The organism is Avibacterium sp. 20-129 (assembly GCF_026226845.1).
Taxonomy (GTDB): Bacteria; Pseudomonadota; Gammaproteobacteria; order Enterobacterales; family Pasteurellaceae; genus Avibacterium.
In genome coordinates, this window is sequence record NZ_JAKKOE010000002.1 from 159,476 (window position 1) to 174,532 (window position 15,057).

Sequence of the window (15,057 nt, forward strand, 5' to 3'; positions counted from 1 at the left end):
TGATTTAGTTTTTTTGTGTAAAAAGCACCGCACTTCTTTTTTTCTGACTTTTAATATTAATTCATTAGTGTTAACCCTTATTCATTAAAAAGCCTTATTATTTCCTTATGATTAATACGATATTCATTTGATCTCCTTAACAATCTTGTTTATCCTAGCTCCATTCCCCATAACTGAGAGAATAAAATGGCATTGGATTTAGCAGAAATCAGACAACAGATCACTCAAATTGACCGCAGTTTATTAAAACTGCTTTCGGAACGTCATCGTTTAGCTTATGATGTTGTGCGTAGTAAGGAAATCACACAAAAAGCGTTGCGTGATGTAGAACGTGAACAGCAATTATTACAAGAGCTGATTCAGTTTGCAGAAACACAAAATTATCAGCTTGATCCGCAATATATTACGCAAATTTTCCAAAAAATTATTGAAGATTCTGTACTCACTCAACAAGCTTATCTACAAAAGAAACTCAATGAACAGCGTGAGCAAAATAGTCATATTGCATTCTTAGGTAAACGCGGTTCTTATTCTCACCTTGCGGCGCGTAGTTACGCAACACGCTATCAAAAACCATTTATTGAACTAAGTTGTAGTTCTTTTGAGCAAGTCTTTGAAAAAGTGCAGAATGGCGAGGCGGATTACGGTATTTTACCGCTAGAGAACACCACATCAGGCTCAATTAATGAAGTTTACGATTTATTGCAACATACGGATCTTTCTTTAATTGGAGAATTAGCGTATCCGATAAAACATTGTGTATTAGCCACAGAGCAGGGGGAATTAAGTCAAATTGACACGTTATACAGCCACCCGCAAGTCATTCAACAATGTAGTCAATTTATTCGTCGCCTTGACCGTGTGCATATTGAATATTGCGAAAGTAGCTCTCACGCAATGCAGCTTGTAGCGAGCCTGAACAAGCCAAATATTGCTGCGTTAGGTAATGAAGATGGCGGTCATCTGTACGGCTTGCGTGTACTGAAAAATAACATTGCCAACCAAGAAAATAACATTACAAGGTTTATTGTATTAGCGAAAGCACCTGTTGCGGTATCGCCTCAAATTCAGGCAAAAACCTTATTGCTGATGACAACCAATAAACGACAAGCGGGGTCATTGGTGGACGCGTTATTGGTATTTAAAAAGCACAATATTAATATGACGAAATTAGAATCTCGTCCGATTTATGGTCAGCCTTGGGATGAAATGTTTTATTTGGAAATTGATGCGAATATCCATAATCCTGCCGTACAACAAGCGCTAGAGGAGTTAAGAGAATATAGTAATTATCTTAAAATACTCGGTTGCTACCCAAGTGAGATTGTAAAGCCAGTGGAAGTCAATTAAACGGGTAAGATGTGCAAATTTAAGTGCGGTGGAAAAATCGAAAAATTTCCACCGCACTTCTTTTTAGTAAGAAATTAAATATTCCAGCCGCCTAAATAGAAGGCTAATAATGCCACGGCGATTAATACCGTACCGATATTCAGTTTTTTCACTTCACCGCTGATAATTCGTCCGATCACCAGTGTGGCAAAACCTAGCATAATGCCTGTTACGATATTTGCAGTCAGTACAATAAATACCGCACAAACTAAGCCGCTCATCGCGCCAATAAAATCAGAAAAATCTAATTTGTTTACGTTGCTTAACATAAGTAAGCCGACATACATTAACGCTGGTGCCGTGGCGTAGCTAGGTACAAGGCTGGCAAGGGGTTGGAAAAAGAGCATTAAAAGGAATAAGAGACCGACAACAATCGCGCTGATCCCTGTTTTACCACCCGCTGCGGTACCAGCGGCGGATTCAATATATACCGCTGCTGGCGCTGTTCCAAATAAGCCTGAAAATAAGCTACTCACTGAATCCGAAGTGAGGGCTTTGCCGCCATTGATGATTTGCCCGTCTTTATCTAACAAGTTTGCTTGCCCTGCTACGGCACGGATTGTGCCAGTGGCATCAAAAACGGCAGTCATTACTAAGGCAAAAACAACGGGCAAGATCGCAGGTTGTAATGCGCCCATTAAATCCAGCTCAAGGAATAAGGATTGTTCACCAAAAGTGGGGATTTTGAATAATTCACCACTAAATTTTACATTTGGATCAATCACTAAACCGATAAGCGTGATGGCAATAATTACCCACAAAATGCCGCCTTTGATTTGCATTTTTTCTAAGCCGATGATTGCCGCTAACCCCGCAAGGGAAATTAGCACAGGGAACGTGGTGAAATCACCGAGTTTTACCGGCAAACCAGCTTGGTTGCCAACTACAATCCCCACGCCATTAGCTGCGATTAATAATAAAAATAAACCAATCCCAATCCCCGCACCTTGCGCAATGCTTGCAGGCAAGTTGCGTAAAATCCACGCACGAATGCCTGTTGCAGAGATTAAGGTAAAAACAAGCCCCATAAAAAATACTGCACCCAGTGCAACAGGAACGCTCACGCCTTGCCCTAGTACAAGGCTGAATGCCGTAAAGGCGGTTAATGAAATGGCGCAACCAATTGCCATTGGGGCGTTTGCCCATAAGCCAATCAGAATTGAGCCTAAGCCTGATACCAAGCAAGTAGCGATAAATACGCTTTCTGGCGGGAAGCCGGCGGCACTCAACATATTTGGTACTACAATCACGGAATACACCATTGCTAAGAAGGTGGTGAGACCCGCAATAATTTCTTGGCGTACCGTTGAGCCACGTTTGGTGATCTCAAAAAGTTTTTCTGCGAACATAAATTTCCTTTCGTTAATGAAGTTAAAATAAAAAGCCTTGTTGAAATAAAAATGGCGCTATTTTACAGAAAAGAAAAGAATAGTAAACGTTTGCTTGATAGAAAGTGCGGTGATTTTTGCGGAAGTTTTTGGGCTTGTTTTACAAATGGTTTATAATGCCGTCAAATAATACAAATAACCTAAGTGAGGAAAAAATGGCGATTTTAGTGACTGGCGGTGCGGGCTATATTGGCTCTCATACTGTTGTAGAATTATTAAATGTGGGAAAAGACGTGGTGGTACTGGATAATTTATCCAATTCTTCGGCGAAATCCTTGCAGCGTGTTGAGGAAATCACGGGCAAAGCGGTGAAATTCTATCAAGGCGATGTGTTAGATCGGGCAATGTTGCAGCAAATCTTTGCGGAGAATCACATTGACGCCGTGATTCATTTTGCTGGTTTGAAAGCAGTGGGCGAAAGCGTTCGTAAACCGATTGAATATTATATGAATAATGTCACTGGCTCGTTAGTCTTAGTCGATGAAATGCGTAAGGCAGGTGTGTGGAATTTGGTCTTTAGCTCATCGGCAACCGTCTATGGCGATCCTGAAATTGTGCCAATCACCGAACAATGCAAAGTAGGCGGCACAACCAATCCTTACGGCACATCCAAATTAATGGTGGAACAAATTTTAACGGATGTTGCTAAAGCAGAAGACAAATTTAGTTTTACTATTTTGCGTTATTTCAACCCAGTAGGGGCGCACCACAGCGGGCTAATTGGTGAAGATCCAACAGGTATTCCAAATAATTTATTGCCTTATATTAGCCAAGTGGCAATTGGTAAATTACCGCAACTTTCTGTATTTGGTAGCGATTACGACACGCACGATGGCACAGGGGTACGCGATTATATTCACGTTGTGGATCTTGCCATTGGGCATTTGAAAGCCTTAGATCGTCACCAAAACGATGCAGGATTACACATCTATAACCTTGGCACAGGCACAGGTTATTCTGTGTTAGATATGGTGAATGCCTTTGAACAAGCCAATAATATTCACATTCCTTATCAGTTAGTGGCGCGCCGTCCGGGGGATATTGCGACTTGTTATTCCGATCCATCGCTTGCCGCAAAAGAATTAGGCTGGAAAGCAGAACGTGGCTTAACGGAAATGATGCAGGATACGTGGAATTGGCAGAAAAAGAACCCTCAAGGGTACCGTGATTAATCCTTAATATCATTGTGCTGTAAGGAAACTTACAGCACAATTTGTTTGAAAAATACCCCGCACTCGATGGCTATGACTACACAAACTCACTTATTTTCACAAATTTTCAGCCGTAATATGCTGATCTGTCTATTTACCGGATTTAGCTCAGGCTTGCCCCTTTATGTTCTTGTGTCTTTATTACCTATTTGGTTGCGTGCAGAAAATGTGGATCTTAAAACCTTAGGCTATTTCACCCTGATGATGCTTCCGTTCTCGTGGAAATTTGTTTGGGCGCCGTTGCTCGATCGTTTTGTGCCGCCTTTCTTAGGACGCCGTCGTGGCTGGATGTTTATTTCACAAATTTTATTATTAATCAGTCTTGCATTATTTGGCTTTTTAGATCCAAGCAAGCAGGCTGGGTTGAGTTTGATTGCAGCCTTGGGCGTGCTTTGTGCGTTTTTTTCTGCTACGCAAGACATTGTGCTAGATGCGTATCGACGAGAAATTTTAACTGATAAGGAATTAGGTTTAGGTAATTCTATCCACGTTAATGCTTACCGTATAGCTGGGCTTGTTCCCGGTTCGCTTTCACTAATTTTGGCTGATCATTTTCCGTGGCAAACGGTATTTATTATCACCGCGATGTTTATGTTGCCGGGGATTTTAATGTGTCTATTTTTAAGTACAGAACCTAAAATCACACTCAAAAAGCACCGCACTTTAAAAGAAAGTGTGATTGACCCTTTTAGTGAATTTTTTCAACGCAAAGGCGTCTGGTCTGCCTTAGGGATCTTAGCGTTTATTTTTCTGTATAAATTGGGCGACAGTATGGCAACGGCGTTAATTTCACCTTTTTATTTAGATATGGGATTTAGCAAAACGCAGATTGGCTTGGTCGTGAAAAACGCTTCTTTATGGCCAATGGTCATCGCGAGCATTTTAGGTGGGATTTTAATGCTGAAAGTTGGTATTAACCGTGCCTTATGGTTATTTGGTTTAGTGCAAATTATCACCATTCTTGGCTTTGCGTGGCTAGCTAAACAAGGGCCTTTTGAGCTTGTAGATAGCCGTGCCTTGTGGTCGCTTTCCCTTGTTGTGGCGGCGGAATATATCGGCATCGGCTTAGGTACCGCTGCCTTTGTTGCCTTTATGGCAAGGGAAACCAACCCACTTTACACCGCCACCCAGCTTGCCTTATTCACCAGCCTTGCCGCATTACCAAGGGCTACGCTCAATACCCAAGCAGGGGCATTGATCGATTGGCTAGGCTACTATGATTATTTCTGGCTTTGTTTCTGGCTGGCAATCCCCGGTATGTTATGCTTAGTCAAAGTTGCCCCTTGGAATGAGGGGAGCTAGCGCGTTTATTGAGAGAGAAATGTAGGAGAAAGTAATGCAATTTTTGAAGAAGCTCAGTTTTTTATTAGCAAAATTCACCGCACTTTTTATTATTGTGCTATCACTGATTACCTTTTATCAACCGAGTTTATTTACTTGGGTTAAAGGCGATACACAAGTTTTCATCATCAGTATTATTATGCTTTCAATGGGAATGACCTTGGGTAAGCAAGATTATCAGGTGCTTGCGCAACGCCCTTTGGATATTTTAATTGGCACCTTTGTGCAATATACCGTTATGCCTTTTGTCGCCATTGCCATTGCAAAAAGTTTTGACCTTTCGCCTGCCTTGACGCTTGGTTTAGTGCTTGTGGGATCTTGCCCTGGTGGCGTGGCATCTAACATTATGACTTTTTTATGTAAAGGCGATGTAGCATTTTCAGTGGGAATGACCACGGTCTCAACCTTGCTTGCCCCAGTAATGACCCCCTTGTTACTTAACTACCTTGTTGGGCAAAGCGTAGAAATGAATGCTTGGGCAATGTTCAAATTTATGCTTTTGGTTACGGTATTACCTGTGGCAGTGGGGTCAATTTTAAATATTACTTTACATCGTAAACAATGGTTCCAAGATATTAAAGCCTTAATGCCCGGCGTTGCGGTGATAAATTTTGCCTTTATTGTGGGAGGCGTTGTGGCCGTTTATGGCAATTATTTTTTACAGTCAGGTTTAATGATCTTACTTTGTATTGTGCTACATAATGTGATTGGCTATGCGCTAGGTTATTCCGCAGGGAAATTATTTGGTATGAGCTTAGCCAAAAAGAAAACCATTTCCTTGGAAGTTGGCGTGCAAAATGCAGGTTTAGCCACGGGCTTAAGTATGAAATTCTTCCCAACCATTCCAGAATCTGCGGTGGTTTGTGCCGTTGCTTGCGTGTGGCATTCTGTGGCAGGAACCGTCTATGCTAATTTTTTATTATGGCTAGATAAATACCGTAAATCGCCACAACATTTAGAACAAATTAAACAAATCAACATTGATGAAGTGAACTAAAGTGAAAGTGCGGTCATTTTTTGCTTAATTTTTCATTAAATAGTACAAATTTAATGTTCATCATTTGTTGAGTATTGAGTTTTAACGTTATTAACGGTATGGTAAGGCAAATTTTTCTAAAAATGAGGTTACTATGAAAATTATTCTTTTAGGTGCGCCCGGTGCTGGTAAGGGGACGCAAGCACAATTCATTATGAACAAATTTGGTATTCCGCAAATTTCAACCGGTGATATGTTGCGTTCGGCGATTAAAGCGGGGACGGAATTAGGTAAACAAGCGAAAACCTTAATGGATGCAGGGCAACTTGTGCCAGATGATTTAATTATTTCTTTAGTCAAAGAGCGTGTTGCGCAAGATGATTGTGCAAAAGGCTTTTTATTAGATGGCTTCCCACGCACGATTCCTCAAGCTGATGCCTTAAAAAGTGCGGGTATTAGCATTGATTATGTGCTGGAATTTGATGTGCCAGATGAAGTCATCGTAGAACGTATGAGCGGTCGCCGAGTTCACCAAGCGTCAGGGCGTACTTACCACATTGTGTATAACCCACCAAAAGTGGAAGGAAAAGACGATGTGACAGGAGAAGCGTTAATTATTCGTGCTGATGATAAGCCTGAAACGGTATTAGATCGCTTGAAAGTGTATCACAATACCACCAAGCCACTGGTGGATTACTACCAAGCAGAAGCTAAAGCGGGGAATACGAAATATTTCCGCTTAGACGGTACCCAAAAAGTGGAAGAAGTGAGCGCAGAATTAGATAAAATTTTGGCTTAATTTCCACCGCACTTTATTAATCCCCTTGATTTTAAGGGGATTTTTTTATTCTTTCTTCCGCCAATAAGTGGCAAATCTCGGCAACCCTTTTTGCGTTAAACCACGATATTTATAGGTAATGATTGACCCAATTGGTGGAGGATTTTCTCTATCTGTCAATTTAAAACCTGACCCGATACGGAATTCGCCACGCTGATTTTTACAGGTGATGGCACCGAGCTTATCGACAAATTGCCCCTTGCCTTTGTGATGTGCAATCACTTCACATTCTTCATCAAGTGCGGTCTTTAATTTCAATATTTGGTTGCTACGTTTCTTTTCATAAGGGGCATTAGGATTACGCAACACTAAACCTTCCCCTTGATTTTGTTCTACTTGGTGCAGAAAATCTTGTACTTGAGAATAATCCTTAATGGGAATTTGTTTAATAATTTCAATATGTTGGCTAGGGTGCTGTGCCAGATAATTTTCTAACACTGCTAAGCGTTCAAATAGATTGCCCTTGGCATTGGGGACATCAAATACATAGAGCTTTAATTTTTCCCAGCCCTTATCTTTTTGTGAACGCACAATGGAGGAAATTTGCTCAAATTCATTACGCTGACTAAACAGTTCTCCATCAATGGCAAAAGGAGGAAAATCTTTAATAAAATAAGCAGGCGGTGTGAGGATTTTATTCTGCCTTGTAAAAAGCTGCTTACCATCCCAATACCCCCTGATGCCGTCTAATTTTTCGCTCATCACCCAACCTTGCACGTTTTGATTATGATAAGTGCCAAGCAACATTAAATCAGGTGGATTGGCATAAGCAAAAAGTGAATAGAGTGTGAATAAGGTGAACAAACTACGCATAATATAAGACATCATTTTTCTCCCATATAAAAACTTGTTCGGATATTAAGCGACTTTTCTGCCATCGTGGAAAATTAACCACGGTTTTGCGATCCCGATCGTAAGAATTTTTTCGTTTTATAAGTGCGGTGGTTTTTTTCGCATTTTTTAGGATATGTGTGAATTTTTTGTTAAAATCGTTGCTTCCTATCTAACTATAACTAAAAGAGAGTGATTATGAGCAAACTATTTCCTAATGCACAACTTCGAGATAATGCCCCTTATCGTTTTGATATTGTGGGAAGTTTTTTACGTCCTGAAAGCTTAAAACAAGCACGCCAACAATGTAGCTGTGGTGATATTTCTTGTGCAGATCTGAGCGAAGTGGAAGACAAAGAAATTGCCAATTTGGTGGCAAAACAAAAAGCAGTAGGCTTGCCTGCGGTAACTGATGGCGAATTTCGCCGTACTTTTTGGCATTTGGATTTTTTAAGTGCTTTAGAAGGCGTGGAAGAAGTTGAAGCAGAAAAATTTTCTGTTCAATTTAAACACCATAATGTTCGTCCTAAGACGTTGAAAATTGTCGATAAAATTGGTTTTTCCGATCATCATCCATTCCTTGAACATTACCGTTCTTTACAGCAAATTGCAGGGGATTATCCTGTGAAATTCACCATTCCATCACCTTCAATGCTACATTTAATTTGTACGGTGCGTGAAACGGCGTATCAACCCATTGAGCGTTATAAAAACAATAATCAACAGCTACTTGATGATATTGCTGAGGCTTATATTCGTGCAATGCAAAAATTCTATGCGTTGGGCTGTCGCAACTTGCAATTAGATGACACAAGCTGGGGCGAACTATGTTCTGAAGAAAAACGCCAAGCTTATCAAGCGCGTGGCTTTGATCTCGAACAGCTGGCGAAAGATTATGTGTATATGGTCAATCGTATTATTGCTGTTAAACCTGAAGATATGACAATAACGATGCACATTTGTCGTGGCAATTTCCGTTCAACGTGGTTCTCATCAGGGGGCTATGAGCCTGTAGCTGAAATCTTATTTGGCAATTGCAATGTAGATGGTTTCTTCCTTGAGTACGATAGTGATCGCTCGGGTGATTTCAAACCATTGCGCTTTATTAAAGATCAGCAAGTGGTACTTGGCTTAATTACGTCAAAAGATGGTAACCTTGAAGATAAGAATGAAATCATTAAACGCATTCAAGAAGCCGCACAATATGTGGATATCAACCAACTCTGTTTAAGCCCACAATGTGGGTTTGCTTCAACGGAGGAAGGCAATATTCTGACGGAAGAGCAACAATGGAATAAACTGGATTTTATCCGTGAAATTGTTGAGGAAGTTTGGGGCAAGGCTTAATTTTCTACCATTTATTCCTAATTCCAGAATAATACCGCTTTTTAATAGAGCGGTATTCTTTTTGCGAATTTTTCTTTGTGATGTAGATCACGATTTTTTCTTTTCAATAAAATTCTATTTTCCTTTGAAGTTAATTTTATTTTATAATCAAAATTATGAAATGATACTTCAAAATAGCAAATAGGAGAGAGCTATGCGTTTAATTCCTTTACAAACTTCCGAACAAGTCAGCAAATGGGCAGCTCGTCATATTGTTGATCGCATTAATGAATTTAATCCAACAGAAGCGCGGCCTTTTGTGCTTGGACTGCCAACAGGTGGCACCCCTTTAGCAACTTATAAAGAATTAATTAAACTGTATCAGGCTGGGGAAGTGAGCTTCAAAAATGTGGTTACCTTTAATATGGATGAATATGTAGGATTGCCTAAAGATCATCCTGAAAGTTACCGCTCTTTTATGTATAAAAACTTCTTCGATCACGTTGATATTCAAGAAAAAAATATTAATTTACTAGATGGCAATGCCCCTGATCTGGATGAAGAATGTCGCCGTTACGAAGAAAAAATGAAATCTTATGGCAAAGTGAATTTATTTATGGGCGGAGTAGGCGTGGATGGACATATTGCGTTTAATGAACCTGCCTCATCTTTAGCGTCTCGTACTCGAATTAAAACATTGACAGAAGATACCTTAATTGCAAACTCTCGTTTTTTTGATAATGATGTTAATAAAGTACCGAAATACGCCCTAACGATTGGGGTTGCAACCTTATTAGATGCGGCAGAAGTGATGCTTTTAGTTACGGGACATAACAAAGCCCTTGCGTTGCAAGCTGGCGTGGAGGGGAGCGTGAATCATTTTTGGACGATTAGTGCGTTACAACTACACCGCCACGCAATTTTTGTTTGTGATGAACCTGCTACACAAGAGCTAAAAGTAAAAACTGTCAAATATTTTACTGAGTTAGAAGCTAAAGCAATTCATAGTGTCTTATAGAGAAGGTAAAAAATGAGTTATGCATTAGTAAACGGGGTCGTTTATACCTCGCAAAGCGTGCAGTATGGACAAGCAGTGATAGTCGATGGGGAGAGAATTGTGGCGATTATGCCACAAGAAAATCTGCCTGAAGGATTGCAACAAATTGATTTAAAAGGGAATAATCTAACAGCAGGGTTTATTGATCTGCAATTAAATGGCTGCGGTGGCGTTATGTTTAATGGCGATACTTCAGTGAAAACCCTTGAAATTATGCAACAAACTAATTTGCGTTCAGGCACGACAAGTTATTTGCCCACGTTTATCACGGCAGATGATGAAGGTATTAAGCGAGCAATTTCAGTGATGGGCGAGTACCTTAAAAAGCATAAAAACCAAGCACTTGGCTTGCATTTGGAAGGCCCTTATTTAAGCGTAGAAAAGAAAGGCGTGCATCAGGCGGAATATATTCGTGCCATTAGTCCTGAAATGAAAGATTTTCTATGCCAAAATTCCTCGGTGATTAGCAAGATTACACTGGCGCCTGAAAACCCAACAGCGAAATACATTGGTGATTTTGTACAAAGTGGCATTGTGGTTTCCATTGGGCATTCCAACGCCACTTATGATGTGGCAAAACAGGCGATTGCCAATGGTGCAACTTTCGCCACACACTTGCATAATGCAATGTCACCGATTAGTTCAGGGCGTGAAATGGGGGTTGTCGGTGCAGTGTTAGATAGCGATATTTACACAGGTATTATCGTGGATGGTTTGCACGTTGAATTCGGCAATATCAAAATTGATAAAAAAGTCAAAGGCGATAAATTGTGTATCGTGACAGACGCCACTGCTGCCGCTGGTGCGAATATCACATCTTTCGATTTTGTGGGGAAAACCGTGTATGTGCGCAATGGTAAATGCTATGACGAAAATGGTACGCTCGGCGGCTCTGCGATCACAATGATTGAATCGGTAGAAAATGCGGTAAAACAAGTGGGGATTCCACTTGATGAAACCCTAAGAATGTGCAATTACTACCCGGCAAAAGCCATTGGTGTGGATGCTTATCTAGGAGATATTGCCGAAGGGAAAATTGCTAACCTGACGTTATTCAATAATGATTTTAAAGTGCTAGGCAGTGCAGTCAATGGGCAATGGCAATGGTATGAAAACTAAGAGAAAAAACACCGCACTTTATTGATAAGAAAAAGGTAGCACAGGCTACCTTTTTATTTAGCCTGTTTTCTCAGCTAGGCATTTTGTTCAATTCATTTTAAAATACCCCTATTATCGGTTTTATGATGTAGGAAAAGAGAATGTGGGATCATCATCAAATTGCAAATGTTGATTTTGTTAAACAAATGAATAGTGCGGTGGTTTATAAATTAATTGATCAACAAGGACCAATTTCTCGTATTCAAATTTCAGAATTAAGCCAGCTTGCACCAGCCAGTGTGACAAAAATTACGCGAAATTTACTCGCGCGCGGTTTGATTAAAGAAGTTGAGCAACAAGAATCAACAGGGGGACGCCGAGCAACGTCGATTATTGCGGAATATAAGGCATTTCGAGCCATTCTAATTCGGTTGGGACAAGAGTATATTACCTTTGCAATAATGGATCTTTCTACAAAATTATTAAAGAAAACCGTGATTGATTTGCCAGAGATGAATAGTGCCGCTGAAATCGAAGCATTTTTATGTACTCACTTGAAGCAATTCATTGAAGCCAATCAGCATCGCCGTAGTGAATTTATTGCAATTGGTGTTACTGTATCAGGCTTTGTTGATAGCAAAACAAACGCGATTGAACATTTATCTTATCTTAAGTTAGATGAACCTTGGTTATTAGCGCAAAAAATAACACAGGAATTTCAATTGATGACCTTTATTGGGCATGATGTGCGTAGCCTTGCTTTAGCAGAACATTATTTCGGTGTAACAAAAGATTGCTATGATTCTTTATTACTACGTATTCATCGTGGTGTTGGTGCTGGCATTGTGATTAATCACGAAGTATTCCTTGGTTATAAAAATAATGTGGGGGAAATTGGGCATATTCAGGTTGATCCTTTAGGTAAACGCTGTTTGTGTGGCAATGTAGGTTGTTTGGAAACCGTGGTCAGTAATGCGGCAATTGAAGAAAAAATGCAACGTTTACTTGAAGATGGTTATCAAAGCAAATGGATTTCTTTAGAAAGTCATGATATTGAAGCGATTTGTAAGGCGGTGAATAAACAAGATACCGTCGCAGTAGAGTTGATCGAACACGTAGGTATCCAAATTGGACGTGTACTTGCAATGAGCGTAAATATGTTTAACCCTGAAAAAATCGTGATTTCAGGAGAAATTACGCAAGCTAAGGATGTACTGTTTTCCGCTATTCGCCGCACCTTGGATAATTTGGCATTGCCTGCTTTTGTGAAAAATACACCACTGGTGGCTTCTGAACTACAAAATGAAGATGTTATCGGCGCATTTGCGTTGATTAAACAAGCCTTATTCGATGGTAGATTGCTCCAACATCTATTAGCAGAGTAAAGTGCGGTTGCTTTTACGCCGATTTGTATAATCTCTATGCGAATGAGAAAGAATTTAGAAAAAAGCGTAAAAAAAGAGTTGACGAAGGGGAGTCAGATCAGCATAATTAGCCCCGCAAAGCCGATGAGGTGAATGCAAAATGTTTGGCTATGTAGCTCAGTTGGTTAGAGCACAACACTCATAATGTTGGGGTCACAGGTTCGAATCCCGTCATAGCCACCATATTTGCGGGACTGGCGAAATTGGTAGACGCACCAGATTTAGGTTCTGGCGCCGCGAGGTGTGTGGGTTCAAGTCCCTCGTCCCGCACCATTCATTAGCTTGCAGTTCTTTAGTAGGTGGGGTATCGCCAAGCGGTAAGGCACCGGGTTTTGATCTCGGCATTCCTAGGTTCGAATCCTAGTACCCCAGCCATACTATCCGATTTCTTATCAAAAATTCTAATTATAGAATTCCTAATGGGGTATCGCCAAGCGGTAAGGCACCGGGTTTTGATCTCGGCATCCCTAGGTTCGAATCCTAGTACCCCAGCCATCATTATTCATTTTCTATTCCATTTTTAGTTTTTAATAGAAACAGATTTACCTATACTTTTCTGATGTAAGCTTAAGAATTAAATATCTTACTATTAAATTGTATTGGAGTTTTATTCTGTTTTTTATCATTTTTATAGTGTTAAATATCTGAGATTTATTCTATTTGTCTTTTTTAATCTTTTCCTCAGTTTTTTATACTAAAAATGAGGCTTTTACTTTCGTCCTTGCTGTGTTATTGTGTGCATCCATCATTGTTGTGGATGATGTAATAAAAAGGAATATAACAAATGACAACGACTTCAAATTTCAATGCTTCTACGTGGCGTTCTAAATTTTCGGCTTTAGGTCCCGGTATTTTAATGGCTTCCGCTGCGGTTGGGGGATCGCATCTTATTGCGTCAACGCAAGCTGGGGCGATTTATGGCTGGCAATTAGCGATTATTATTCTTCTTGCAAATTTATTTAAATACCCTTTTTTCCGTTTTGGTACTCAGTACACTTTAAGTACAGGGAAAACCTTGCTAGAGGGTTATAAAGAAAAAGGATATTTTTATTTATTAATTTTTTTCTTGCTTAATGTTTTTGCGACAGCGATTAATACAGCTGGAGTAGGCATTGTAACTGCAGCGATTTTAAGTTTTATTTTACCTAAAGAATGGGGATTAAGTATTTCTCAGGTGAGTACGGTTATTATTGTCCTAACTTGGTGTATTTTATTGCTTGGTAAATACCGCTTTTTAGATCGTTTATCGAAATGGATTATGATTGCATTGACTACGGCAACTGTAACAGCAGTAATTATTGCCGTTTTCAAGGAAAAAGTCATTGCGCCAGACTTTATTGAGCCATCCCCTTGGAATATGCTTTCGCTTGGTTTTATTGTTGCCTTAATGGGCTGGATGCCAGCACCTATTGAAATTTCTGCAATTAACTCAATGTGGGTTGTGGCCAAAAGACGTTTTACCCATATAAATTATAAAGATGGACTGTTTGATTTTAATGTAGGCTTTATTGGTACCGCTATTCTAGCAATGGTATTTTTAGCATTAGGGGCGCTCATTCAGTATGGTTCTGGAGAAGCCGTGGAACAAGCTGGTGTGAAATATATTGCGCAATTAATTAAAATGTATGCTTATGCTATTGGAGATTGGTCTCGCTTATTAATTGCCTTTGTTGCATTAATGTGTATGTTTGGAACAACAATCACGGTGATCGATGGTTATTCCCGAGCGAATGCTGAGGCTCTACGTTTATTATTAAATCATAAAGAGCAGTCACCAAAACAATTGGCTTTATGGATGACCTTTGCCGCATTAGCAGGCATAATTATCATTAGTTTCTTTATGAGTGATGTTGCAACAATGTTGCGCTTTGCTATGATTTGCTCTTTTGTTTCAACGCCTATTTTTGCCTATCTTAATCTTTCTCTCGTCTTAAAAGGTGAACATAAGGTTGAAGGGGGGTTATTATGGTTGTCATTTATTGGGCTTATTTATTTATCTTTGTTTACTGTGTTATTTATTTCATATCAAGTCGGTTGGATTGGTTAGCCTAAAATTTAGAAAAAAATCACCGCACTTTTATATAATCTAAATTTTACTGATTCAGGAGAGCTATAGTCTCGATTTCTAGATCGAACGCTCTCCTTTTTATTTTTAGCATCTTAGCCAGTCAAGCTAAG

At 39.8% G+C, this 15,057-nt stretch carries 12 protein-coding genes and 4 tRNA genes; 14 read left to right on the forward strand and 2 right to left on the reverse strand.

Translation table 11 applies throughout. The features are described from left to right. Positions 1-186: 186 nt before the first annotated feature. Complete coding sequence (pheA, locus tag L5B90_RS08280) at positions 187-1,350, forward strand: prephenate dehydratase (protein WP_250349647.1); 1,164 nt, start codon at positions 187-189, stop codon at positions 1,348-1,350. Between the two features lie 74 nt (positions 1,351-1,424). Here the strand turns inward: pheA and L5B90_RS08285 are convergent, their stop codons facing one another. Then, complete coding sequence (locus tag L5B90_RS08285; protein ID WP_250349648.1) at positions 1,425-2,738, reverse strand: NCS2 family permease; 1,314 nt, start codon at positions 2,736-2,738, stop codon at positions 1,425-1,427. A 194-nt stretch (positions 2,739-2,932) separates the two neighbouring features. Here L5B90_RS08285 and galE point away from each other — a divergent pair, with 194 nt between their 5' ends. The 4 genes from galE (at position 2,933) to adk (ending at position 7,104) form a co-directional block, all read left to right on the forward strand. Then, positions 2,933-3,949, forward strand: a complete 1,017-nt coding sequence (gene galE, locus L5B90_RS08290) for a UDP-glucose 4-epimerase GalE (RefSeq protein WP_265762634.1) — start codon at positions 2,933-2,935, stop codon at positions 3,947-3,949. A gap of 72 nt (positions 3,950-4,021) precedes the next feature. After that, a complete protein-coding gene (locus L5B90_RS08295; RefSeq protein WP_265762635.1) occupies positions 4,022-5,290 on the forward strand; it encodes an AmpG family muropeptide MFS transporter in 1,269 nt (422 codons plus the stop codon). Positions 5,291-5,324: 34 nt separating this feature from the next. After that, positions 5,325-6,326, forward strand: coding sequence for a bile acid:sodium symporter family protein (locus L5B90_RS08300; protein ID WP_250349651.1), 1,002 nt, complete (start codon positions 5,325-5,327; stop codon positions 6,324-6,326). 133 nt (positions 6,327-6,459) lie between these two features. Continuing rightward, positions 6,460-7,104, forward strand: coding sequence for an adenylate kinase (adk, locus tag L5B90_RS08305; protein ID WP_265762636.1), 645 nt, complete (start codon positions 6,460-6,462; stop codon positions 7,102-7,104). A gap of 45 nt (positions 7,105-7,149) precedes the next feature. On the opposite strand, the gene L5B90_RS08310 is transcribed toward adk, so the two are convergent. Beyond that, entirely contained in the window at positions 7,150-7,956 is an 807-nt protein-coding gene (locus L5B90_RS08310) for a DNA ligase (protein ID WP_265762757.1), read from the reverse strand. 216 nt (positions 7,957-8,172) lie between these two features. On the opposite strand from L5B90_RS08310, the gene L5B90_RS08315 reads away from it, so the two are divergent. The 9 genes from L5B90_RS08315 to L5B90_RS08355 all read left to right on the forward strand — a co-directional run bounded on the left by L5B90_RS08315 (position 8,173) and on the right by L5B90_RS08355 (position 14,926). After that, on the forward strand, positions 8,173-9,321 hold the full coding sequence (locus L5B90_RS08315) for a 5-methyltetrahydropteroyltriglutamate--homocysteine S-methyltransferase (RefSeq protein WP_250363463.1): 1,149 nt from the start codon (positions 8,173-8,175) through the stop codon (positions 9,319-9,321). A 193-nt stretch (positions 9,322-9,514) separates the two neighbouring features. Further along, positions 9,515-10,318, forward strand: a complete 804-nt coding sequence (gene nagB, locus L5B90_RS08320) for a glucosamine-6-phosphate deaminase (RefSeq protein WP_265762637.1) — start codon at positions 9,515-9,517, stop codon at positions 10,316-10,318. A gap of 12 nt (positions 10,319-10,330) precedes the next feature. After that, a complete protein-coding gene (nagA, locus tag L5B90_RS08325; RefSeq protein ID WP_265762638.1) occupies positions 10,331-11,476 on the forward strand; it encodes an N-acetylglucosamine-6-phosphate deacetylase in 1,146 nt (381 codons plus the stop codon). A gap of 140 nt (positions 11,477-11,616) precedes the next feature. Further along, on the forward strand, positions 11,617-12,840 hold the full coding sequence (locus tag L5B90_RS08330) for an ROK family transcriptional regulator (RefSeq protein ID WP_250349656.1): 1,224 nt from the start codon (positions 11,617-11,619) through the stop codon (positions 12,838-12,840). 145 nt (positions 12,841-12,985) lie between these two features. Further along, positions 12,986-13,062, forward strand: a tRNA-Met gene (locus L5B90_RS08335). Between the two features lie 5 nt (positions 13,063-13,067). After that, a tRNA-Leu gene (locus L5B90_RS08340) sits at positions 13,068-13,152 on the forward strand. Between the two features lie 27 nt (positions 13,153-13,179). Beyond that, positions 13,180-13,254, forward strand: a tRNA-Gln gene (locus tag L5B90_RS08345). A gap of 45 nt (positions 13,255-13,299) precedes the next feature. Continuing rightward, a tRNA-Gln gene (locus L5B90_RS08350) sits at positions 13,300-13,374 on the forward strand. Positions 13,375-13,663: 289 nt separating this feature from the next. Beyond that, positions 13,664-14,926, forward strand: a complete 1,263-nt coding sequence (locus L5B90_RS08355; RefSeq protein WP_250363460.1) for an NRAMP family divalent metal transporter — start codon at positions 13,664-13,666, stop codon at positions 14,924-14,926. The last annotated feature ends 131 nt before the right edge of the window (positions 14,927-15,057 follow it).